27 protein-coding genes are annotated in these 23,718 nt (G+C 32.0%); 9 read left to right on the top strand and 18 right to left on the bottom strand.

All coding sequences use genetic code 11. From position 1 onward, the window contains the following. Positions 1–114: 114 nt before the first annotated feature. Complete coding sequence (locus CN692_RS25735) at positions 115–717, bottom strand: hypothetical protein (protein WP_098121955.1); 603 nt, start codon at positions 715–717, stop codon at positions 115–117. Between the two features lie 41 nt (positions 718–758). Then, positions 759–1,466, bottom strand: coding sequence for a hypothetical protein (locus CN692_RS25730; RefSeq protein WP_098121954.1), 708 nt, complete (start codon positions 1,464–1,466; stop codon positions 759–761). Between the two features lie 164 nt (positions 1,467–1,630). Between CN692_RS25730 and CN692_RS25725 the strand changes: the two genes are divergently transcribed. Further along, positions 1,631–1,816 carry a hypothetical protein gene (locus CN692_RS25725; RefSeq protein ID WP_098121953.1) on the top strand — a complete coding sequence of 62 codons (186 nt, stop codon included), beginning with the start codon at positions 1,631–1,633 and terminating at the stop codon, positions 1,814–1,816. 301 nt (positions 1,817–2,117) lie between these two features. Here the strand turns inward: CN692_RS25725 and CN692_RS25720 are convergent, their stop codons facing one another. The 6 genes from CN692_RS25720 to CN692_RS25695 all read right to left on the bottom strand — a co-directional run bounded on the left by CN692_RS25720 (position 2,118) and on the right by CN692_RS25695 (position 6,861). Further along, a complete protein-coding gene (locus tag CN692_RS25720) occupies positions 2,118–3,494 on the bottom strand; it encodes an MATE family efflux transporter (protein WP_098121952.1) in 1,377 nt (458 codons plus the stop codon). Between the two features lie 107 nt (positions 3,495–3,601). Beyond that, positions 3,602–4,030, bottom strand: coding sequence for a MarR family winged helix-turn-helix transcriptional regulator (locus CN692_RS25715; protein ID WP_373604991.1), 429 nt, complete (start codon positions 4,028–4,030; stop codon positions 3,602–3,604). 335 nt (positions 4,031–4,365) lie between these two features. Beyond that, positions 4,366–4,926 carry a hypothetical protein gene (locus CN692_RS25710; RefSeq protein WP_098121951.1) on the bottom strand — a complete coding sequence of 187 codons (561 nt, stop codon included), beginning with the start codon at positions 4,924–4,926 and terminating at the stop codon, positions 4,366–4,368. Positions 4,927–5,313: 387 nt separating this feature from the next. Beyond that, positions 5,314–6,087 carry a DUF817 domain-containing protein gene (locus tag CN692_RS25705; protein WP_098121964.1) on the bottom strand — a complete coding sequence of 258 codons (774 nt, stop codon included), beginning with the start codon at positions 6,085–6,087 and terminating at the stop codon, positions 5,314–5,316. Between the two features lie 65 nt (positions 6,088–6,152). Then, positions 6,153–6,368: a helix-turn-helix domain-containing protein gene (locus CN692_RS25700; protein WP_098121950.1), complete on the bottom strand. Its 216-nt coding sequence runs from the start codon at positions 6,366–6,368 to the stop codon at positions 6,153–6,155. A 10-nt stretch (positions 6,369–6,378) separates the two neighbouring features. Continuing rightward, positions 6,379–6,861: a DUF2975 domain-containing protein gene (locus tag CN692_RS25695; protein WP_098121949.1), complete on the bottom strand. Its 483-nt coding sequence runs from the start codon at positions 6,859–6,861 to the stop codon at positions 6,379–6,381. A gap of 294 nt (positions 6,862–7,155) precedes the next feature. On the opposite strand from CN692_RS25695, the gene CN692_RS25690 reads away from it, so the two are divergent. The 3 genes from CN692_RS25690 to CN692_RS25680 are packed head-to-tail and all read left to right on the top strand — an operon-like array spanning position 7,156 to position 8,502. Next, positions 7,156–7,497: a PadR family transcriptional regulator gene (locus tag CN692_RS25690; RefSeq protein ID WP_098121948.1), complete on the top strand. Its 342-nt coding sequence runs from the start codon at positions 7,156–7,158 to the stop codon at positions 7,495–7,497. Next, on the top strand, positions 7,490–7,972 hold the full coding sequence (locus CN692_RS25685; protein WP_098121947.1) for a hypothetical protein: 483 nt from the start codon (positions 7,490–7,492) through the stop codon (positions 7,970–7,972). The genes CN692_RS25690 and CN692_RS25685 overlap by 8 nt, the downstream gene beginning before the upstream one ends. Then, positions 7,969–8,502, top strand: coding sequence for a permease (locus CN692_RS25680; RefSeq protein ID WP_142317582.1), 534 nt, complete (start codon positions 7,969–7,971; stop codon positions 8,500–8,502). The genes CN692_RS25685 and CN692_RS25680 overlap by 4 nt, the downstream gene beginning before the upstream one ends. Before the next feature lie 212 nt (positions 8,503–8,714). Here CN692_RS25680 and CN692_RS25675 read toward each other — a convergent pair whose 3' ends face one another. The 3 genes from CN692_RS25675 to CN692_RS25665 all read right to left on the bottom strand — a co-directional run bounded on the left by CN692_RS25675 (position 8,715) and on the right by CN692_RS25665 (position 11,576). Next, entirely contained in the window at positions 8,715–9,374 is a 660-nt protein-coding gene (locus CN692_RS25675) for a serine/threonine protein kinase (RefSeq protein ID WP_098121945.1), read from the bottom strand. Between the two features lie 354 nt (positions 9,375–9,728). Beyond that, positions 9,729–10,202, bottom strand: coding sequence for a DUF4825 domain-containing protein (locus CN692_RS25670; RefSeq protein ID WP_098121944.1), 474 nt, complete (start codon positions 10,200–10,202; stop codon positions 9,729–9,731). Between the two features lie 78 nt (positions 10,203–10,280). Next, positions 10,281–11,576 (bottom strand): MFS transporter, encoded by a 1,296-nt coding sequence (locus CN692_RS25665; RefSeq protein ID WP_098121943.1) that lies wholly within the window; start codon positions 11,574–11,576, stop codon positions 10,281–10,283. A 219-nt stretch (positions 11,577–11,795) separates the two neighbouring features. On the opposite strand from CN692_RS25665, the gene CN692_RS25660 reads away from it, so the two are divergent. After that, a complete protein-coding gene (locus tag CN692_RS25660; protein ID WP_098121942.1) occupies positions 11,796–12,263 on the top strand; it encodes a hypothetical protein in 468 nt (155 codons plus the stop codon). 91 nt (positions 12,264–12,354) lie between these two features. Here the strand turns inward: CN692_RS25660 and CN692_RS25655 are convergent, their stop codons facing one another. The 3 genes from CN692_RS25655 to hflX form a co-directional block, all read right to left on the bottom strand. Then, entirely contained in the window at positions 12,355–12,693 is a 339-nt protein-coding gene (locus tag CN692_RS25655) for a zinc ribbon domain-containing protein YjdM (RefSeq protein WP_098121941.1), read from the bottom strand. Between the two features lie 243 nt (positions 12,694–12,936). Further along, positions 12,937–14,208, bottom strand: coding sequence for a methionine gamma-lyase family protein (locus tag CN692_RS25650; protein WP_098121940.1), 1,272 nt, complete (start codon positions 14,206–14,208; stop codon positions 12,937–12,939). Positions 14,209–14,211: 3 nt separating this feature from the next. Next, on the bottom strand, positions 14,212–15,480 hold the full coding sequence (hflX, locus tag CN692_RS25645) for a GTPase HflX (protein WP_098121939.1): 1,269 nt from the start codon (positions 15,478–15,480) through the stop codon (positions 14,212–14,214). Between the two features lie 125 nt (positions 15,481–15,605). Between hflX and CN692_RS25640 the strand changes: the two genes are divergently transcribed. Together CN692_RS25640 and CN692_RS25635 are read left to right on the top strand one after the other, a co-directional pair. Beyond that, entirely contained in the window at positions 15,606–16,253 is a 648-nt protein-coding gene (locus CN692_RS25640) for a trimeric intracellular cation channel family protein (RefSeq protein WP_257144129.1), read from the top strand. 218 nt (positions 16,254–16,471) lie between these two features. Continuing rightward, on the top strand, positions 16,472–17,428 hold the full coding sequence (locus tag CN692_RS25635) for a magnesium transporter CorA family protein (protein WP_179874552.1): 957 nt from the start codon (positions 16,472–16,474) through the stop codon (positions 17,426–17,428). 7 nt (positions 17,429–17,435) lie between these two features. Here the strand turns inward: CN692_RS25635 and CN692_RS25630 are convergent, their stop codons facing one another. Then, positions 17,436–18,383, bottom strand: a complete 948-nt coding sequence (locus tag CN692_RS25630) for an AAA family ATPase (protein WP_098121937.1) — start codon at positions 18,381–18,383, stop codon at positions 17,436–17,438. A gap of 263 nt (positions 18,384–18,646) precedes the next feature. On the opposite strand from CN692_RS25630, the gene CN692_RS25625 reads away from it, so the two are divergent. Continuing rightward, positions 18,647–19,618 carry a tyrosine-type recombinase/integrase gene (locus CN692_RS25625; RefSeq protein WP_098121963.1) on the top strand — a complete coding sequence of 324 codons (972 nt, stop codon included), beginning with the start codon at positions 18,647–18,649 and terminating at the stop codon, positions 19,616–19,618. Positions 19,619–19,660: 42 nt separating this feature from the next. Here the strand turns inward: CN692_RS25625 and CN692_RS25620 are convergent, their stop codons facing one another. From CN692_RS25620 to miaA, 3 genes are all read right to left on the bottom strand, one after another. Then, the gene (locus CN692_RS25620) at positions 19,661–20,281 is read right to left on the bottom strand and encodes an FMN-binding negative transcriptional regulator (RefSeq protein ID WP_098121936.1); all 621 of its coding nucleotides are present in this window, start codon (positions 20,279–20,281) and stop codon (positions 19,661–19,663) included. Between the two features lie 114 nt (positions 20,282–20,395). After that, a complete protein-coding gene (gene hfq / locus CN692_RS25615) occupies positions 20,396–20,617 on the bottom strand; it encodes an RNA chaperone Hfq (RefSeq protein ID WP_056470298.1) in 222 nt (73 codons plus the stop codon). Positions 20,618–20,640: 23 nt separating this feature from the next. Then, positions 20,641–21,603 (bottom strand): tRNA (adenosine(37)-N6)-dimethylallyltransferase MiaA, encoded by a 963-nt coding sequence (gene miaA, locus CN692_RS25610; protein ID WP_373605060.1) that lies wholly within the window; start codon positions 21,601–21,603, stop codon positions 20,641–20,643. A 197-nt stretch (positions 21,604–21,800) separates the two neighbouring features. Between miaA and CN692_RS25605 the strand changes: the two genes are divergently transcribed. Then, a complete protein-coding gene (locus CN692_RS25605) occupies positions 21,801–23,642 on the top strand; it encodes a dihydroorotate dehydrogenase (RefSeq protein WP_098121934.1) in 1,842 nt (613 codons plus the stop codon). Positions 23,643–23,718 lie beyond the last annotated feature (76 nt).

The following is a 23,718-nucleotide window of genomic DNA, read 5'->3' as shown; positions in this document are numbered from 1 at the left end:
TAAAAATGTTATAGAATTCATTTAATTTTAAAAATATGGGGACAACAAAGTTTTATCAAATATTTAGAAATTCAATAGATTTTATGAAATTCTCATGTATAAGATATTTCAAAATTAATGAATAAAGTAGTTAATACTTTTACCATTCTGATCTAAATAAGCTACATTATAGTAATCTTTAATTGGAGTATTCTTTTCTATTTTTTTAAATAAATAAAAAAATGACTTTTGAGGTACGATTATTTTCACATTTTCATTTTCTTGAATATTACTTTCACTTGTAAACTGCTTTTTAGATACTATAATCGATTTAATTTTTCCATTTGCATTTTCACCTTCAAATACCCCATAGTTACCTTTATTTGTTTTAATTTTCCTTGATCTGAACCAATTATTTTTTTCGACGGTACCATATGTACATCTTTTTAATTTAAATTTATGATTCATGCCTTCTTCTAATTTACAAAATCCCTCGTCAGTATTGTTGACCGTCACAAATGCAATTGCTGTATCTGTTTTAGAAATCTTTTGAACTGCTCGAACGGTAAATGTATCATCATTTTGATTCCAATTTGAAATGATTTCACTTAAGTTTTGTGCATGAAGTGAAATATTGTATTTTTCATTATATCGCTTAGATTTTATTTTTTGAAAAGACAATATTCCGGCCAGTATTATAAAAAATAGTATAAAAAGTGTAATAATCTTTTTTTGCATTTTTCTCCTCTTTTCAAAAGATACTCTATTTGATTTAAGATTTATTTAGGGATAAATTCTCTGATCTCTTTTGATAAAATTGCAGTGTCCCAGGGATTCCAGTAATAGTTTGCACCGTCAAAATGTATATCAAACTTATAAGCAATTGGTTCATCTGTATACAAAACTACATCATAATAAATAGGTGCGCCATTTTTAATATTAGGTTGAAAGTTAGCATCTTCTTTACTTATCTTCAAGATATTTAGAAAATCATCCAATTGCTCTTTATCTTTTAGGTCTGATATCTTTCGTATGTTAGATGCATGCGATTGATAAATTTCAATTAAATTCACTTTATCTAATGGGACATTCTTAAAGTTCCACTTATAGTCAGTTTTATCTTTAGCATAATAAACTCTAAAACCATGTATTGAACTTTTATCTTTTAATGCTAGAAAATCATTGTATCCTTTGATTGAATAAATTGCAGTTCCTTTCTCATGGAACGCTGCATCTCCATCTTTTATTTGGTAGCTCGGATTTGAAATATGATCCGCGACTTTGAATTTAACTTCTCCTAACTTATCTCCAATTAAATTTTCGTTCGCTAAAATACCAGAATTTATGCCATAGTACTCGACTCCATTAAATTTAACAAAATCAACCCAATCAATTATTGAATCATTGCCTGATTGTGTAGAGTTACAACCTACTAATAGTAAAGGCAAAAATAAAAAAGATAAGATTCTATTTTTGAATCGCAACATCAAATCCTCCCTTAATTTTTCTACTTTACATAATATTCCATTTTTGTGATGATATACCCTCTTAAATTTCACATGACAAACGCACATTTTTTCTAAAAGTTCGTCCTTGAAAGCACTTACATTTCAATTGAACATAAAATATATTGAATGGAGGGATGAATGAAATGGAAAGAATTATTTTAATGTTTGCTAGTATTTTAGCTGGTTTTGCTTTAATCAAAATGCCTTTAGCAGGCACATTCTTATCAAGTGTACAGCCATTAACAGATTTAATTGGTATTTTAGCTATTTTAATTTTCTCGTTATACCTAATATATAAAGGCTTTATGTCTCTAATCGGTAAGCAGTAACAATATTAGGTTTTGGGAATCTTCAAATATAATATTTAAAAAATATTAAATAAACCTGTACCTTAGATTACATGTTAATCTTAGATACAGGTTATTTTTTGCTCCATTTAATATGAAAATATCTAGACTCTCTATTTTTCAATTTCTCTTTTAGCGTTATTTTGAGTTTATAACATTTCATTTTGAGTTCTTCTTAAACTTTACTCTACTTATAATTACTAGTATATTTTCCTACAGTGAAAAGGAGTCGATTTTCAACTCCTTTAATTTACGTTACTTCTATTGTCACTATGATAATGTTTTATGAAAGAGCTTCTTCTTTATCTGGCATTTTCTTAAGTTTTCTAAGGTAAGGAATCATTAGAATTGCACCCATAACGAACGTAATCCCCTCAGTAATTGTAAGAGACCAAATTAGTCCGTTTAAATCATAAAAGTAGTGTAATATGATCACAACTGGGATGAAAAGTACACCTTGTGTAATCGACATTATGCCTGTTGCAAGCGCTTCGCCTGATGCTTGAAAGATGCTAGTGAATAAACCAGTGAATCCATTAAAAACAGATGATATCAGTTGGGCAGTTAAGATTATTCCTCCTATACTTAACACTGCTGAATCACTTGAAAATAGTCCAAGTACTGGAATTTTAAAGATGTAAACAATTCCTCCAAATACAATGGAAACTCCACCAATCCATAACGTTAATTCTTTTAAAGTTTCATAAAGTCGTGTTTTATTTTTACCACCAAAATTGTAAGCAATTAATGAAATAGCCCCTATAAATAATCCCATTGTAATAAACTCTGGAAGTTGTGCAACCCTTACAGCAATCCCAAAGCTTGCCACTATGTGTTCGCCATATTCCATCGCATAATTATTTAATAATAAAGTCGTAACAATTAAGAAGGACATTTTAAATAATTCTGGAACTCCGACTTTATAAATTTCTAATTGATCAGTAAGTGAAATTTTCCAATGCTTAACGAAACCTTTTAATGTTTCACTTTTTCTTTGTAGGAACCAAATGTAATAGATGCTTGCTGCGATATTGGCTAAAACCATTGAAAGTGCTGCACCCATTACATGAAGATTTAAAACTAAAATGAATAGCACATCAAAAATTATGCTAAATATAACACTTATAAACATTCCATACATCGATTCTTTTGCTGCACCTTCTGATCGAACAACTTGTTCTAGTGCAAAATTTAAAATAAAGGCAAAACTACCTGCAAAAAGGATAATTGTATATTGCTTAGTATAAAGTAATGTCGCAGCGTTAGCTCCTAGTAAATGAACAATTGGATTAACAAAAAATAAAGCAATTGCTGCGACAATCAATCCGCAAATAATACTCATATAAAAAGCGTAACCCGCAACGGATTTTCCTTTATGAAGATTCCCTTCACCTAACAATCGAGTGATAAAAGTACTTGCTCCAACACCAAACACATTACCTATTGCCATTAATATGGTTAAAATTGGTAGGCCTAATGTAATTGCGCTTAGCATCGCAGTGTCATGTACTAATCCTATAAAAAATGCATTAATTAAATTATAAATTGTTCCCGCAGATATTCCAATCATCATTGGAATACATAAATGAGCGATTGCTTTTCTTATTGGTGCTTCTTTTAAATAATAAATATTAGATTGATCTACTTCAAATTCTTCCATTTTATTCCTTCCTCTCCGAACTTATTATGTTACTCTCTATTTTAGTTAGAATTCTAACTTTTAGAATTCTAACTATATTCGTATACGACCGTTATGGCCGTAATCAATCAAAGGTTTGAATCAATTTTTTTCAAAAGGCGTAAGAACTCTGCTTTTTCTTCTTCTGTTAAACATTCAATTAATTCAACTTCTGCTGAAGAAAACATTTCATTAATTTGATCAACAATTGCTTTTCCCTTTTCTAATACGAAAATCTGTTTCTGACGTTCATTATCAGCTTGGATTTTTCTTTCGATATAGCCATTCTTTTCAAGACCTTGAAGCATGCTTGTAATACTTGCACCTCTTCTATTAAATGCGTCTGCTAAATCTTTTTGAATGATGCCTTGATCTTGGTGCTGAGCAATATAGCTAATCATCCTACCTTGTTGAGGATTTACTTCAAGCTCTTTTGTTCGATTTGTTAATTTTTCTCGTACTTTAAACATGATAGAACCAAGAAGTCTCGTATACGATGTATCAATCAAATCGTTCACCTCCGAATAATTAGATATCTAACTGTTTGAATCAAATATACATCGATTCGAATTCCACGTCAACAAAAAAGTTAAATATCTAACTGATAGAATTCTAACAATAAGGAAGTTGACTATTAGATTCTTATATAAAAAAGATTATCTTTAATTCATATGAAGCTTTTTGAAAAACACAAAAAAGTCGACCTTTAATTTGTAAAGGCCGACTTTTTTCAAACAAACTAAATTTAATATCTCCATTGGTAACACGGGACTTTTATGTTTTTTCATTAGGATGGCTAACTCTTCGTTCGCTACGCTCTATTTTCCTGAAACACGATGGTCTTGGAAGCACGTTATTGCATGGCTTTCGCGAAATCGGCGTCATCATAACGGATATACGTGATTTTTCCATCCTCATTTACGCTCGTACGACCTGTTACAGTGAATGATTTGTCACTTTCGCCTTCTTTTTTTGCAACAAAGTGAACTGTGAAATCATAATCCCCTTCGCTTCCTTTGACTTCAGTTGCTTTGACATCGGTCACAGCTAAAGTATACCCACGATTTTGTGCAGTCGCGATGTACCGAAATGCGTTTGCTGCGACAAACACATCAAATGCTTTTTTGGTAAAATACGCTCCGTACATTTTTTTGTAATACGTTTCAAGTGGAGACGGGCTAGTCGGTTGGGTACTATTTCCATTAGAATCGATAACGGTTGCACTGTCACCTGATTCGATGTGCTTTATGAGTTCAGGATCACTTGTGAACTGGTTTGTCAGGACATGTTGGATCGTCGCGATCTGTTCAGTCCCCCCATTTTTTTCCTTAGCATTTTGTTTCGACGATGTACACGCCGCTAGTAAACAACTTATTACTAGTAAAACTGCGACGCTAGCTTTCCACTGTTTCATCTTAATGCCCCCCTTCTTCCTCGCTATGCTCTCTTCGTTCCCGCTCAGCTCTAATTATCAATAACAAATAGCCGACAAAACAGAGTGAGAAGCACTTTCCAATATTTTCTAGCTCCCCTAAGGTATTCTCCATTCTGTTCTTTTATACCTTCTTCGTTCCAAGCACGGACAAAGCTAAGGAACACCGTTTTTTTCTATCCTTTCAACATTTCGTTCTAAGTAGAAACGAAATTAAAAAAATTTGAATTCACTTTTCTCAAGTAAGAAATCAACTAAACGGTTGAGGTTGATATTCAAAAACTGAATGCGTTAGTTCAATCATTTTAAATTTCGCATCTCATTTTTTTCAAAAAAAAAGCAAAGCTAATATAGCTTCACTTCTAAAAACTAATCCTTAAGTGGGATTTTTTGTTTAACTTGCTTTAACGTTGCAACGATCAGAAAACTTACGATCACTAATAAGAGCCATGAACTTACTTTTCCTAGATGAACAAGGCTCCATGCATCCGTTTGATTTGGATATTGCCATGCTCCAAAAAATGTTGCGATATTTTCAGCGATCCAAATAAAAAATCCTATTAGAACAAAAGAGAGTGCGATTGGCATGCGATATTTTGTTCCATTAACTTCGTAAGTAACCCATGATTTCCAAAATACAATTATGACTAGTCCTGATAACCACCAACGGACATCAATCCAAAAATGATGAGTAAAGAAATTCAAATAAATCGCTACAGCTAATGAAGCAACTATAAAAAACGGCGGCCATTTTATCAACTCAACATTTAATCTTCTCCACGCCTGGCACAAGTAACTTGCAACACTCGCGTACATAAATCCGCTGTAAAGTGGCACTCCAAATATTTTTGAATACCCTTCCCCAGGATAAGCCCATGAACCCATATGTACTTTGAAAAGCTCAAGTGCAAGACCGATTAAGTGGAACATTGTAATTACCTTTAATTCATCCTTTGTCTCAAGTCCAGAACGCAGCATCATCCACTGCATCAAAATACAGATAATTAATAACCAATCGTATCTCGGTAAAAAAGGAAGTGGCACAATTTTTGTAAAAGCCAATGAAGCAAAAATAACAACTGGAAATATACACGAAAGAGCTTGCTCATAGCCAAACCGGACTAGTTGCTTAAATGCTCTTATGATTTGTAGCTCTGTTTTTTGAATACTTAAATTCATAAGTAATTCCCCTTTTTAAATTATTAATCCTATAATTCTTCATCGCCCAGATATTCTAATATGTCTCCGGGTTGACATTCTAAAGCCTTACAAATTGCTTCTAAAGTTCCGAACCGAATCGCTTTTGCCTTTCCGTTTTTTAAGATTGAAAGATTCGCCATTGTAATACCAACCTTCTCAGAAAGTTCAGTGACACTCATTTTCCTTTTTGCCAGCATTACATCAATATGAATTAATATTGCCATATTCTCCACCTCAGACCGTTAAATCATTTTCTGATTTGATATCAATTGCTTCTTTTAAGAGCCTTTGAAGTACGGCAGCAAAAACGGCAATTACCATTGAAGCAAAAATCAAAATCATACCGATTACAATAATTCCAGGAGCGTCATCCATATCCGCAATTAAATAAAAAAGCGGCAATCCTAGTACATACAAGACACTAATTGCAATCGCACTAAGTTTTATATTTTTTAATGCATTAACCGATAATTCCGAGAAAGCTTTGTTTTGATCAATATAAATTAACAGCTTAAAGGCCTGATAAAGGGCAAAATAAAAAGGAATCGCTGCTGCATAAAGATCAATAAAAATGAGATATTTCATTAAAGCTATTTTTGGATATAGCTTAGCAGCGTAATTCGCAATCTCAGGGACTACAAATATACATAATGCAAGAACTGGGATCCCTATAAGAATAACTACTATTTTTAAAAAGAGCGTTGACCCTTGTTTCATAAAACGCACCTCACTAATATATTTTCAATTTGAATTTAACACATAATTTATCGTTTTACAATAAATTTATGTTGTTTTTTATTATATTATTATCGTTATAGAAATATCCTTCCATTTTATAAAAAGTATAAAAGTATCTGTGTAAAAACTTAATAAGCAAAGCCTCCAGAAATGTTAGGGTTGAAATAACATAAAAAAATAAATATACTGTTAGTAACATATTACTGTCATTAACAGTATACTATTAGTAACAGTACAAAATAAGTAAATAGATCTATTTAGGAGGTAAATATTATGAAACATACAGGACGACATACTGGTGCATTTCTTTTATTATTTTTAACAGAGGGTGATAGTTATGGTGGGAAACTTTTGCAAAAATGTGAAGAAGAGCTACCAATCAATCCAATTGACAGTTCTATATTATATCGGACTTTAAAGCAATTAGAGGCTGAAGGTGCAGTTGTGTCTTATTTAGGTACATCCGAACAAGATAAACCGATAAAGATGTACAAAATTACGGAAGTAGGAAAAGAAAAATTAGGGGAATTTCAAAAAGATATTGAAGAAAAACTTAAGAATTTAACATTTTTTATGAACAGATACGATGTATGGCAGGAGAAGAATCATGATTAATGCTTCGATCCTATACAGTCTAGCAATTACTCTTATTATTATTTCTTTTATAAAAGATCGAAATAAAACGAAAGAAGCTCTACTGAAATCTTGGAAAATGTTTTGTAATATTTTGCCTGAAATTTTGTCTATTATGTTTTTCGTAGGACTATCCTTATCTTTATTAACACCCACCTTTGTTTCTTCAATTATTGGAGAACAATCTGGAATAAAAGGGATTATAATCTCTACACTAATTGGTTCAGTTGGGCTAATTCCAAGTTTTATCGTTTTTCCACTAGGAGATACATTAGTCCAGAATGGTGCTGGACTACCTCAAGTAGCAGTATTAATGTCAACATTAATGTCAGTAGGTATCATCACTTTACCTATGGAACAAAAATTATTTGGAAGAAGTTTTGCCATTGCACGTAATGCAAGCGGGCTATTAATGTCGCTTATATTTGCATATATAATTTGGGTGGTGATGGCATGAATGAGTTAAAGAAATATCGTTTCTTTTTTATTTTATTAGTAGGCTTTATTATACTAACTTTAATCAATCACTCGGTTGGAATAAAAGCATTTAAATTAACTGGAAATAGCATTTTGAATATGTTATTCCTCCTCCCCCCTGTATTAATATTCGTAGGCTTACTTGACAAATGGGTTGAAAAAGAAACTCTTATTAAATATATGGGAAATAAATCTGGAATTTACGGAGTTTTGTTTGCGCTCTTACTAGGAGGTATTGCAGCTGGTCCTCTATACCTAGCTTTTCCGATTGCGGTACTTTTATTGAAAAAAGGAGCAAGTATTCGTTATGTTGTCTTCTTTTTAGGTGTTTGGACAACTGCTAAACTACCTGTTGTAATATATGAATTTTCTTCATTTGGAATGAAATTTACACTGATTCATATTTGTTTTGGATTAGTATTTTACTATGTCATGGGCATCATCTTTGAAAAGTTTTTTGATAACAATAAATTGTTAAATCACGATAAAAATCAAGACATTTCTATTTAGGATAAAACAAACTCTATTTTAGACAGTATACAAACACTAATCTTGCTTTGTGAGAAACGAGATTATGTACGATTTGATCTTAGAAAGTAAAGAACTTTAATAAAATACAAAAGACTAGCCAGTATGCTAGTCTTTCTTTTATGATTACTGCTATCAGTTAACAACCATTAAACATATTGCACTAGTCATACAATTCTCCAACATGATCGAGCTTAAATCATCCTCTTGAATTTTTTGTAGAATCTGTATGAGTGTCTAGTAAAATCTAGCAATTTTAACGGAACTTTAATAGGTACTTTATACAACGTTTTTTTATATAGTTTATAGTAAGCTTTGACTAAATCGTCCCATTTATCATCTTTTCCTTTTTTATAGAAATCTGAGATATCGACAACATATCCCCTACCATCTTTCATCATCACATTTTTCCCGTGAACATCATATGGATTTAACCCTCTATTTCTTGCATACTTAAGTGCAATATTAATATCTTTAATAACACTTTCTGGTATTCGTTCACCTTTTGCAACGGCATCGTACAAAGTAATTCCTGCTAATCTTTTTAATACTAGATATTTTTCGCCATATAATATCAATTTCGAATAAGCTGGATGTTCTCCTAATTGTTTATAGACTTGGACCTCTTTTTCTAAACCATGTAGATCTTTTCCATACACTTTAACAACTACGTTTGGTTCAGAATGGTGCATAAAAACAGCAGCATAATTACCTGATCCAATGCATTTCCACCCATCAGGTATATTCCTAACTACGATTGGGTCATTTGGATGTTCGCTTTTGAGGTTTACATTTGTAATTAATTCATTTTCAATTAGAGTCTTAATTTCAGATTGATTTATTAAAATAGTCATTTCCTTTCCCCTTTAATTCTGTTCGCTATGATTACTTAATCAATCAGCCTATTTAAAAAATTACCAATTCGTTAAACCTATTAATAACACTTCAAAGTTAGGTGCAATATTTATAATTTAGTCATCAGCCCAAGACGTATGGACTTCTGTAGGAAATGAATCAAAAATAATGACTCCCCCGTTTTGTTGTTTGAGGATTTCTATGTAGTTCTTTAAGCTTTTCTTCTGCCTTTATGATTTTCTCATCCGTTAATGGTTCTATTTTTTAAACTATTCTCTTCTGACCAAATACAAATTTTCAAAAAAACACTTCATATTTCCTTCTTTATATTACTTTATTATACTTATAAGACTTTATTTAATAAAAAGCTGATTAACCTTGTCTTTATCTTTTAAATTTGTATGGATAAGTTCTTCTAAGTCATTTTCATTCGTATAAGAACGCACATCTTTTCCATACCATTCATTAAGTTGCTGTCTTGTTAGAGTATATTTTTTGTCGGCAAATTCAAAAGTGATCCATTCTACATTTTTAATTAGTGCAAATAAGAATGTTGCATTATTTATTACTATATTTTTAGGATTAACACTTATATTCTCATAAGATACAGTCATCCCAAAAGGTTTCTGTTTCGTTTGAAGTGTCATTTTTTTAAACTCTTTATTATTAGGTAGTTGTTTAATGATATTTCCTACAGCACTGTTATTACCAAGATAAGAATTTTTATATTGAAAAATATCCATATTAGAGCTCTGACTTAAAGCACAACTACTTAAAACCAGCAAGATAAATAGTAATGGAATGATCTGTTTAAAAATTTTACTCATAATTTCCCCCTAATCGCAAATTGTGAAAATAGGAGCTGATTGCTCAGCTCCTATTTCAATTCAACTATAAAATCATTTTTACATTTGCAGTCCTTGCTCAGGCTCTTTTTTGCTTTTGCGTGACCAAATTACGACTGGTATGAGAACTAAGGACAATATTCCACCTGCCAAAGCTAATGTTGCATAACTCGAATTTGCGACGACCATTCCAGATAGCGCTCCACCTGATGCCCCTGATAAGGCGATCAATACATCTACAGTACCTTGAGTTTTCGCGCGTGTAGAAGAGTCTGTTGAATCAACTATTTGAGCAGTCCCACTAATCAGCCCAAAGTTCCAACCTAACCCTAATAATGAAAGCGCAACTACTAGTAGTACCATAGAATCACTCGGTGCCGATGCAGCAATTACTCCTGCAAGTAATAAAGTAGCTCCTGATGCAATCGACATCGCAGTTCGACCTATTTTATCAACTAGAATTCCTGTAATCAGGGATGGTAGATACATTGAGCCGATATGAAACGCAATTACTATACCAACCTCATTAAGCCCATGACCATGATGTTCCATATGCACAGGTGTCATCGTCATAATTGCAACCATGACTATTTGTGTAAGGACCATTGTCGTTGCTCCAACAGCAATTCCTCTATTGTTTTTCATACTTTCAACTGGTGAAGACTGTTTTACATCTACTTGTTTTGCTTTATTTGACTCAATCATTTTAGCTACTAATAAAGGATCTGGGTTAAGCATAATGAAAAGAAAAATTCCAGCTAAAATAAAAGCCGTTGCCGATAGGATAAACGGACCTGCTAGTGATGGTACACCAATAGAAACTGCAAATTTCCCCATTGGACCTACTAAATTAGGACCTGCAACTGCACCAAATGTTGTAGAAACCATTGCAATACTAATTGCTTTTGCACGTTGCTTACTATTTGCTAAATCTGTTCCAGCGTATCTAGCTTGTAAATTAGTTGCTGTTCCTGCTCCATAAATCAGTAGTGAAGCAAATAAAAGAATAAGATTGTTTGTCACTGCTGCAATTACTACACCGATTGCACCAAGTCCACCGGTAAAAAATCCTGACGCAAGCCCGATTCGTCGACCGAATCTTTGAGAAAGCCTACCAACAACTAATGCCGCTCCTGCCGAACCTAATGTAAAAAGCGATGCCGGGAGACCCGAAAAAGCATCTGTACCAAGCATTTGTTGGGCAAGTAGTGCTCCTACTGTAACCCCTGCGGCTAAGCCTGCCCCACCAAAAATTTGAGAAATGCTAACAATTAACAGTGTTCGCTTGTATAGCATTTTTTGTTTTTCATGTGAATTTACAAAATCCATTTCTAAACTATGCGCTCTTTTTTTCATTTATACACCTTCTTTTATATCGTGTAATCGTAAACAATTACAATCTGATTAAATCTCTTTTATTTTAACAAATATCTATTTATATCAAACTATTATTTTTAAAATTAATACTATTTCTACTAAATTTGTGTTCAGATTCTACTATTCTTTCATTTCATTTGCTTCTTTTTTGCAAAAAACCACTATTTGGTGCATACGGTTATACTAGGAGGGGAAGTCATGACCAAACAACAAAAAGTATTTATTCTAACCTATTTATGTGTGCTCTTTTTCGGTAGCTTTCTTTTGGCTGGAATAACTTGGTACAATTACGGAGAAATATATTCTGAGCGTATTCACGGTCTCAATTATTTTCTTTATTATTTTTTTGCTGGGGCAATTGGCGGTTCTTTATATCATTTGTATCATTTTTGTACTCGATTTATGGCAAATAAACTGACAGATCCTAGGGAGTGGATCATGTATGTGTTTTACCCGATATTTGCAACTGGTACAGCAGTGATGACAATCACGTTAATCAATAGTGGGTTGCTAGCAATTGATTTTACAAAAAATCCAAATTCAGTCTATGCACAAATTAGCATTTCTTTTATAGTAGGTTTCGGTTTTAAAAAATTCATAAAAAAACTGGATTCGATTGTGAAACAAAGGTTCAGTTCAAACAATACCCCTTCGTCGACTGATTAACCTTAATCTTACTATTGGAAATGAAAATTTTAAAAATAAGAGAAGGTTTCCTCCTTCTCTTGTTTTAATTTATACTTTGTTAATTTCAAATCTAGACTTTTTTAACAAACTCTGACTTCAATTTCATCGCACCAAAGCCTTCAATTTTGCAATCTATATCATGATCGCCCTCTACTAATCGGATACTTTTCACTTTTGTTCCAATTTTAACGACAAGTGATGTACCTTTTACTTTTAAATCTTTTATGACTGTAACCGAATCTCCATCGTTTAAAATATTTCCGTTGGCATCCTTTACTACTTTCGTTTCTTCATTTGAATTTTCTGATTCAAGAGTCCATTCGAAGCCGCATTCTGGACAAATTAAAAGATTTCCATCTTCGTATGTATATGCTGAATTACATTTAGGACAATTAGGTAGATTTTCCATTATATAGCCTCCGTAAATTGCTCAGTTTTAATAATTTCGTAACCTCTATATACTGGCACACCCATTTTATTAACGCAAGATTAAATAAATATTATGGAATTTTAACGTTAATGTTAAGGTTAATTTAAGAATTAAGATGTAATATAGATATATAGAAAGAACCTTCATCATTATGAAAGTAAGTCCCCAATTATTTTCATAAATAAAATAGCTCATGACGAACATGTCATGAGCTATTTTGTTTTAAATTTCTAATAAGTTTTTTTCGATTAATGAGTTGACCGCTGAACAAATTGCAATTTTCACATGAGCATACGTTAAACCACCTTGTATATATGCAACATATGGCGCTCTAATCGGACCATCTGCAGTTAATTCAATACTTGCACCTTGAATGAACGTCCCTGCAGCCATAATGACATCATCAACGTATCCTGGCATATAGTTTGCCGTTGGTGTGAAATGAGCATTGATTGGTGAAGCAGCTTGAATTGCCTGACAAAATGCAATCATTTTCTCTTTATCGTCAAATTGTACAGATTGAATTAAATCTGTTCTAACTGCGTCCCATGAAGGGTTTGTGTTCATTCCTAGCTTTTCTAAAAATGCAGCAGTAAATAATGCACCCTTTAATGCTTGACCAGTAATATGCGGAGCCATGAAAAATCCTTGATACATATCTTGTAAAGCATACAAAGAAGCACCCGCTTCTCTTCCGATTCCAGGAGATGTTAAACGATATCCACATTTCTCAACTAGATCTTTTCGTCCTACGATATAACCACCTGTTTTCGCAAGTCCACCACCTGGGTTCTTAATTAATGAACCAGCCATTAAATCAGCACCTACATGGCAAGGTTCTTGTTTTTCAACAAATTCTCCATAGCAGTTATCAACAAAAACTATTACACTTGGATCAATTTCTTTTACAAAATCAATCATTTCTTTAATTTGCTCTATTGTAAATGAAGGTCTTGTCCCGTATCCTTTTGATCGCTGAATACCAATCACTTTTGTATTGCTTGTCATTCGATTTGCAACTTTTTCATAATTAATACGTTCATCGTTTACTAATTCAATTGATTCATAACCTATTCCAAAATCTTTTAATGAGCCATTACCACTTTCACCACGAATGCCTACTATTTCTTCTAATGTATCGTATGGCTTTCCAGTAATGTATAATAGCTCATCACCTGGTCGTAATACCCCAAATAATGCTGTCGAGATTGCGTGAGTACCTGAAATGATTTGTGGGCGAACTAATCCAGCCTCTCCACCTAAAACATCGGCAAAAATTTCTTCTAGTGTATCTCTTCCGATATCGTCATAACCATATCCAGTAGAAGGAATAAAATGACTATCGCTCACTTTATGTTTTCGAAAACTTTGTAAAACTTTAAATTGATTGTATTCAATTACTTCATCTATTTCTTTATGTGCCTCGGATATTAATTTTTCTACCGTAGCAACTAATGGTGCAATTTTTTCCCCGTTTGATAATAATTCTAGCATTGATTATTGCTCCTTATACATTCTATATCTTTTTACAGTATCATAAATTGAATGTTCTTTAAAAACATATCCAGTTATTTGATAGATTTCAGATTCTTCATTAAATGTAATTGATTCGATCATCGTTAGCTTTTTGATTTCATGAATCAATTTGCCCTCATATGCAGGTACGAACACTTCAAAATATTCCATATACTGTTTACATTCAAATTCAATTCTTTGACGCAATTTTCCTAAATCATCTTCATTTAAAGCACTCATTTCAATAAAACCTTCAGAAGGTGATGGCACAAAATCCTCATGAACTTGATCTATTTTATTATAGACTGTTAACATTGGAATATTTTCAACATCTAAATCATTCAGCAATTTAGAAACTGTTACTTCATGGCTTTTATAATTTTCATGAGAAGCATCGACTACATGAAGAATAAAGTCTGCTTCTGTTGCCTCTTCAAGAGTCGAACGAAAAGCTGCAATTAGTGAAGTTGGTAAATCTTGAATAAACCCTACTGTATCAGTTAGTAAAGTTGTCATACCATTTGATAAAACAAATTTTCTAGTCGTAGGATCTAATGTCGCAAATAGTAAATCTTGTTCATATACGTCCGATTTAGTTAATCGGTTAAATAATGTTGATTTTCCTGCGTTTGTATAACCTACTAACGAAATATGGAACATTTCATTTTTCTTACGTCTCTCACGATAACGCTTACGATGTTCAACGATAATGTTTAATTGCTGTTTAATATCATCAATTCGTTTTCGAATATGACGACGATCAGATTCTAGCTTTGTTTCACCAGGTCCTCTTGTCCCAATACCTCCACCTAGTCTAGATAGTTCAGTTCCTTGACCTACTAATCTCGGCATTAAATATTGTAACTGCGCTAATTCAACCTGTAATTTACCTTCTTTTGTTTTTGCGCGCTGTGCGAATATGTCTAAAATTAATTGCGTGCGGTCAATTACCCTTTTTTCTAATCTTGCAGATAAATTACGAATTTGAGAAGGCGTTAATTCATTATTAAAAATAACAACATCCGGTTCTAGCTCTGCAATAGCTGCTTCTAATTCTTCTACTTTACCTGTTCCTATGTATAATGCTGGATGATATTTCGTTCTTTTTTGTGAGGTAATTAAAACGACCTCTCCATTTGCAGTTTTCGTAAGTGATGCTAACTCGTCCAACGAATAATTAAAACGATCATCATCAACATTTTGAAGCTGACATCCAACTAAAATGGCTTTTTCTCTTAATTCATTCGACACAAAATTCCACCTTTTCTATTAACCAATTGTAAGCAATTAAATCTTCTTTACTCTTAACTGTCTCTTTATTATAATGATATCTGGACTAATTTTCATCTTTTTATTCAGGTCGGGGGAATTGCTTTTTGGAAACATGGAATTTATTTGGCATTATTGGTACTATTTCCTTTGCATTAAGTGGTGCAGTAGTTGCTATGGAAGAAGACTATGATTTATTTGGCGTCTATATTCTAGGCTTTGCTACAGCCTTTGGTGGCGGCGCATTACGTAACTTATTAATAGGTTATCCAATCAACTTTTTATGGAATCAAACAACAAATTTTACAATTGCGTTAGTTGCTATGACGATTATCTTTTTCTTTCCGCAATTATCAAATAAACCATTCAAAAAACTTGATATTCTATTCGATTCAATCGGTTTATCCGCTTTTGCAATTCTTGGTGCAAACTATGCGATTGAATTAAAACTACCTGTTAGTGCTGTAATAGTAGCTGCTGTTTTAACAGGAATCGGTGGCGGAATCGTGCGAGACTTACTTGCAAAAAGAAAACCAATGGTATTACATTCAGAAGTATATGCTTTTTGGGCAATACTTGTAGGTGTTTTAATTGGAAATAAATTTGTTGATACTAATTTTGAAACCTTAATTTTATTCATTATTATTGTTATTCTTAGACTATTGTCTGTACATTATAAATGGAGCTTACCAAAAAGGTCATTTACAGGCTCTACAGTAGATATTGAAGAATCGAACACTCAAAAATTAAATTAAATAAGTCCGTTAAAAAACAAACCACTTAAAATGATGGTTTGTTTTTTTGTCTTTATTGTAGCAATCGAAGTATTTATTTGAACAAATGTTCACCTACAAAAAAAGACTGCCATCGTTTTCGACAGTCATACTCGCCCTACTACGATTTGTTTTTCATTACATTAATTTACATATTCTTGCCAACACTATTTTAGAAATTTATTAAAAGGAGAATTCATTTGGAGAGATATAATATAACAACTCATTCTATCGAAACAATTGACGAATTTTTGGTTCCATCCAACAATGAAATTCTTTGGTATCACTTTAATAGCAAAACAATCGATCAGCTTACTAAAATAATTGATGCTTTAAAAATTCATCCTTTGGCAAAAAAGAAACTTTTACACAGTGACCAAAAACCAAGAATAAATATTTTTAAAAACGAAGCAGTTCTTTCTTTATATGCCTTAACAAAAATATTTAAACCAACCAAAATTAATGTTCTTGTTTGTAAAAATTTAATAATTTCTTATATTGGAGATCATGAAATTGATTTATTCAAATATGTTACACAGGAATTTAATCAAAACTATATAAAAGTAGATCACACAGGTCATATTTTATATCAAATTTTTCATGAAGTGATTGAGAAGTTTCTAATCTCGATTGATCGTTTCGCAAATGAAATTGAACAGATTGAACGTGACTTATTTAATGATCCATTCAGAAAGGACTTAGACAAGAAAATTTTCACCTGGAAAGTTCAATTACAGGATTTAAGACAGCTTGTTGAACCTCAAGTAAATGTTATTAATCAAATCGTAGAAGCGGATTTTCAATTTTTAAGTGAAGATGCTGGTTTTTATTTTAGTGAGTTAAAAGAAAATTACGAAAGAATTGTTAGTGCGCTTGATGACTTTAGAGAAAATATGGCAGGAATCATTGAGCTTCAAATGTCTTTAAAGTCCGACCGGACAAATGATATTATGAAAACTTTAACATTAATAAGTGCCATCTTCTTACCAATGTCATTTATCGCTGGGTTTTACGGGATGAATTTCATTAATATGCCTGAGTTAAAATGGAAGTATGGATATTTGTATTGTATCGTCCTAATTATTCTAATTGGTATCATTATTTCGATTTATTTTCATTTTAAAGGTTGGTGGGGTAAAAAGCGCTTTATTAAATAACCAATCGTTAATTAATCGAGTCGATTTTGTCTGAAGTAAATAAGTCTTTTTCTTCTATTCTCATTAGAATTTCACGATTAAATTCGCTTTCAAATACTAATCTAGTCGCATGAGAACGAATCGACTTTTCAACAATATTTCGGACAAATCGTCCATTACTAAAATGAGCACGATTTTCAAGTTTAGCTTTCTGTATATAGTCTCTTAGGCGATATTCCGCTTCTCGAGAAAGAATATATTCACGGTCTACAAACATTTTTTTCGATATATCTAGAAGCTCTATTACTGAATAATCCTGGAATTCTAATATAAATGGAAATCTCGATTTCAAACCTGGATTTAAACTTAAGAAATAATCCATTTCGGAAGAATAGCCTGCAAGTATAAGTACAAAATCTCCATGCTTATCTTCCATATGTTTAACAAGTGTATCAATAGCTTCTTTTCCAAAATCCTTTTCCCCACCACGGCCTAGTGAGTATGCTTCATCGATAAAAAGAATGCCTCCATTTGCTTTTTTTACTAAATCCCTAGTTTTTTGAGCAGTATGACCAATATATTCTCCTACTAAATCCGCTCTTTCAGCTTCTATTAAATGGCCTTTTGAAAGAACACCCATTTTTAAGAATAATTGTCCGATAATCCTTGCGACAGTTGTTTTCCCAGTGCCCGGGTTTCCTTTAAACAACATATGCAATACTTGCTTTTCAGCCTTTAAATTCAGTTCTTCTCTTTTTTTATTAATAAATATCCAAGCATAAATTTCATGAATCATTTTTTTTATTTCATCCATGCCAATTAAATGTCTTAGTTGATCCTCTATTTCAACCAATAACTCATGTTTAGGCTTTTTAACTGTTTCAATACTTGGAGTTGGAGAAACCTCTCCTCTTTTCACCGTATTAAGTACAACATTTATTTGACCGTTATCTTTTAAACGAATTGGTTGCTCCAAATATGACACCTCTCTTTAATCTATCAACATTCTTTCATGCATCTATATAGAAAAACCACAAAGTATCTCGTAATAACTCGCATTTTCTTTTTCCAAATAAAAAATTCCAAAATTACGTTTTTACTATTATATGTACGAACAATAATTTTCAAAACTTTAATTCTCTAACATTATCTTTTAATTGGATAACATTGCTAAATTTTACTAAATTCTATTAACGAATTTGTTATAATTAGAGAAAAAGAGAAGAGTTGATAAATTTGATGATTCCAAACTTAACGACTACTACATTACCAGATGTCATCTTGCAATTTGCCTCTCACTTAAATAGTAAAGGTAGAAAAGAGTCTACGATTAAACGATATTGTTATGACTTAGAAGAATGCTTCCGCTACTTTAAGAAAGTTAACGAGAACTTAAGTACATTACAAGTGCAAAGTTTTAACGAATACTTTTACTATTTAACATCTGAACGGAAATACAATGAGAAAACGATGCATCGTATTTATGTTGTCCTTAATCAATTTTATAAATTTTTACAATCAAACAATTCCTCAATTGAAAATATCATTCCATTTACTAATTATTTAGCTGGTCCTTCCCGAGCTCTATCCACAGATGATTTTATTACTGAGGAAGAAGAAAAAAAATTACTATCAATTGTACAATCCACAGCAGAATTATCGGAAAAACAATTAAAAGCAAGACCATTTTTAATGGATCGCAACGAAATAATGATTAGACTAATGTTATATTATGGGCTCACGTTAAAGGAATTAATTGATTTACAAATGAGAGATATCAATTTCGCCTTAAATGAACTGGTAGTACATAGTAAAGAAGGAACAAAAAGAACGATCATTCTTTTAAAAGAAGATCGAATGCTTTTATATAAATATTTTGTTACAATCCCTGAGCCAGTAAGGCCTCATTATCATTCAAATCATCCGCTTTTTGTCGCATTTGATTATAACCGAATGACGTTCCACTGGGTTTATGATAACGATTCACCGAAAGCACTGACAGAAATCGCATTTCAAAAAATGCTTAGATTAGAAGTTAAAAGAGCGGGACTACGGAAAGGACTTTGCTCACAGCATTTAAGAAACACTTTTATTTTTAGAAAAATTCAAGAAGGATTATTAGTCGAAGAAATTCAACAATTAGTAGGGTTGAAAACATCAGTTTCATTAAAACGTTACTATCAATTTTTTCAAGAAAATAAAAAAGAATAAGGAATTGTATAATGAAGGGGATAGAAAAGCTATCCCCTTTTTTTACTCCTGTTCCTTACCTTTCATGAGTTCTGCGATTTCTTTAGATGAATACTTTTCTTCACTTTTCAAGGCAGCGATTACTTTTTCTCTTCGTTCCATCGTATGATTTTGGCTTAATTTCTTTTTGCCTATTAGTTCAGTCACTTCAATTTTTAAGCAAACTATTCCTGAAAGTAACTTTTCTACATATTCTTGGTGATCTTCATATCTCCAAGGTTTTGCTTGACCTTTTTCAAAGTAATCAGTCGTCCTTAAAACAATTTTTCTCATTTCATCTTTATCTGTTATCGCTTCAACGTTTCCATATGCATGGATTGCGGTATAGTTCCAAGTTGAAACAGTATTTTTTTCTTCATACCATGTTGCTGAAATATAAGCATGTGGGCCTTGAAAAATGATTAAACATTCTTTTCCATTTATCGATTTCCATTGGGGATTTGGCTTAGCTAAATGTGTGATTAAAAATAGCTTTTCCCCTTCTTCATGTATGATAAATGGCAAATGAGTTGCCTCAATTTTTGCTTCGTTGTTATTGGATAATAATATTCCGAAGCCATTTTTCTTCATTTCAGTTATTAATTGCTGTAGATCCTTTTCTTGAAATTCCTTTGGAACATACATTTAAATTCTCCTCACCATTTAGTTTACATAATATTATTATCGATACCTATTTATTTTAAATTCATGAAAAAAGAACATTGACCATATGATCAATGCTCTTTTTTCTATCTATTTTTACATTTCAATTTGTACATTTTTAGATGGTACAAACGTTGAAATCGCGTGTTTATATATTAATTGTTGTTTTCCTTCAACATCTAACAATACCGTAAAGTTATCAAAGCTTTTTACTTTCCCTTTGATTTGAAATCCATTTAGTAAAAATACTGTAACCGCTAGATTGTCTTTACGTAATTGGTTTAAGAACTGATCTTGAATGTTGATTGATGTTTTCATGTCCTTTTCCTCCTCTTCTACCTCTACATATATTTATTCGAGATGAAATAGCCCTTTCCTTCAAGTAGAGCTAAAATTTCCAGTTTTTTTATATCAAAATTATGTCCATCCATTTCAAACCAATGGATGTTCATTTTATTTCTAAACCAAGTCATTTGTCTTTTTGCATATCTTCTTGAGCTTTGTTTGATTAAATCAATCGCTTCATCTTTTAATAAGATTCCGTCAAAATAATCGTAAAGTTCTTTATAGCCAATCGCTTGCACAGATTGACAATTACGAATGCCTTTGTCATATAACATTTTTGCTTCTTCAATGAGGCCTTCACCCAACATTAAATCAACTCGTAAGTTTATTCGATTGTATAATAGCTCCCTGTCCATCGTTAATCCAATGATTTCTGCATCATACAAATATTCAGGCTCTCTATTAAATGCGGTCTCCGAAAACTTTTGTCCTGTCAGTTTGAATACTTCAATTGCACGTATCACTCTTCTGACATTATTCATATGTATTTGCTTAGCACTTTCTGGGTCAATTTCTTTTAATTGATCATGTAATGCTTGATTCCCATAGGCCATTGCATAGCCTTCTAATTGATTTCTTAAAAGCTCATCACCTTCTTGTTCAGCAAATTCATATTTTGTTAGTACACTTTGGATATATAATCCAGTACCACCAACTATAATTGGAATTTTGCCTCGACTAGCAATTTCCTTTATTTTTTCTCGAGCTAGTTCTTGAAAATCTGCAACAGTAAATGAAGCTTTCGGATCAAGGAAATCAATTAAATGATGTGGGATTCCTTCCATTTCTTCTTCCGTAACTTTAGCTGCTCCAATATTTAACTCTTTATAAACTTGCGTTGCATCTCCATTAATAATTTCACCATTAATAGCTTTTGCGAGTTCAATACTTAGTTTTGTTTTACCTACAGCAGTAGGACCTACGATGACAATCACTTTTTGCATATTTACCATTGTAATCACATATACGCCTTTCTATACAACCTTTTCCTTACTTGTCCTACTAATTTTGAAAGTGGATAACTCTTTTTATTTATACCATATATATACAAAAATTCCAATGTGTTGTGAACTCATTCACATGTAAAAAGAAAGTGTTTTCAAAATATGTGGTGTGCAAGTAAACTATAAGTAACCTAAAAAAATGAGGTGAACTCATGCCTGATTGGTCTTATCATACAATTTTCAAACCAATCCTTTCTAAATTTCCATCTAATGTGTCAAGAGAATTCATTCATCATAGTATGAATACGATTTCTAGGGTTCCATTTGGTCAACATTTAATCGAATTTCTTGGCCATTTAAAATCTGACAATACTCTTGGTATCGAAATAGCACATTTAAAGTTTAAAAACCAAATTGGATTCTCCTCTAAAATTGACCCTTTTCTTACAGGTACAAATGCTTTTATGAACTTAGGCTTTGGCGTAATCGAAATCGGTCCTATATCTTTAGAAGGTGCCGCCCTTAGCAATAGCCCACTAATTGATTTGAAAACAGACAAATTAATCGGTTATGAAACAAATAACACTTTAAAGGCAGAACAAACAGTTGCTAGACTCTCTAAACTGAATAAGAAAACGCCTATTTTCGCTAGACTTGTTGGAGACTTTGAACTATTTAAATTAATTGAATCGAAACTTGCTAATTATGTAGATTCTTTCATTATAGATACTAAATTAGCTGGAGAACTGTTTGATCATAATTGGTCTTCTTCTACACCAATTTGTCTATCTATTAATTCGAATGAAATAGATGTTCAAGCTATACGAAAATATCACATGATTGATTCAATATTAATTGAAGAATCGCCGACTTTTTCTGATGTAGAACAAAAGAATTATCTAAAAAATACACTTCATACATTAAGATTAAATCATTTTGAAAAGCCCATTTTTACAAAAGGCGGAGTAGTTGAACCAATTGATGCACTTGAATTAATAGACGCAGGGGCTTCATTAGTTTTTTTGACTCATGGCTATGTTATAAGTGGCCCAGGACTCCCGAAAAGAATCAATGAAGCATTATTGTTTAATAGAAAGAATAAGTTTACAAGTTTAAATAATGGGTGGATTTGGTACTTTCTATTTGGTCTTTTCATGTTTTTTGGTGGTTTACTAGCTCTCTTTATTAGTTTAACATCTATTCTTCTTCCATATGATGAACATTTTTTAAACATTCATAGAAATGGAATTTTACAGTTTAATGATCGAATCCTTCCATTTATGTCACATGATCGAATGACACTAGCAGGAACCATTATGTCAGGTGGTATACTTTTTATGTCACTTGCAAGAAATGGAATTAAACATAACTACCATTGGGCTAAAAAAGCTTCTGATATTAGCGCTATAATCGGTTTTTTAGCAATATTTTTATTTATTGGTTATGGCTATTTTGATTGGTTACATGCCTTATTTTGGATCGTTTTATTATTTCCATATTTAATTGGATATTGTAAAACTAAAAGACTGAAAAGGAGTCCTGAATCTGAAAACTTAACAAACAATAAATATTGGAAATCTAGTTTAATAGGTCAATTGTTTTTTATTATTTTAGGATTTTCAATTACGCTTGGCGGAAGTATTATTTCATTTGTAGGCGTAACTACGACATTTGTAAAAACTGACTTAAATTATTTATGTATGTCTACCTCCCAACTGAATGAATTTAATAAAAACTTAATCCCTGTTATTTCACATGATCGAGCGGGCTTCGGTGGCGGATTAGTTAGTGTTGGACTACTTGTACTGATGATTTCATTGTGGGGATTCAGGCAATATCAGCAGTGGATATGGTGGACATTATTCTTAGGAAGTTTACCGGCATTTTTTACTGCATTTGCAGTCCATTTTATAATTGGCTATACAGACTTTTACCATCTTTTGCCTCCGATTATTGCAAGCGTATTTTTAATGATTGGAGTTATCAAAACATATAAATTTTTGAACTTTCAAATGAAAAAAACTATTAAACACACATCCATCGAAATAAACTAATGATGTTGTTCAAGTAATTTATAAAAATGCAATTTTTAAACTTCCATTATATAAAAAGAGGATCATCATTGTTTTA

This window comes from Bacillus sp. AFS002410 (assembly GCF_002556365.1).
In the GTDB taxonomy this organism is placed as follows: domain Bacteria; phylum Bacillota; class Bacilli; order Bacillales; family Bacillaceae_G; genus Gottfriedia.
This window is presented reverse-complemented; position numbering and strand designations above follow the sequence as displayed.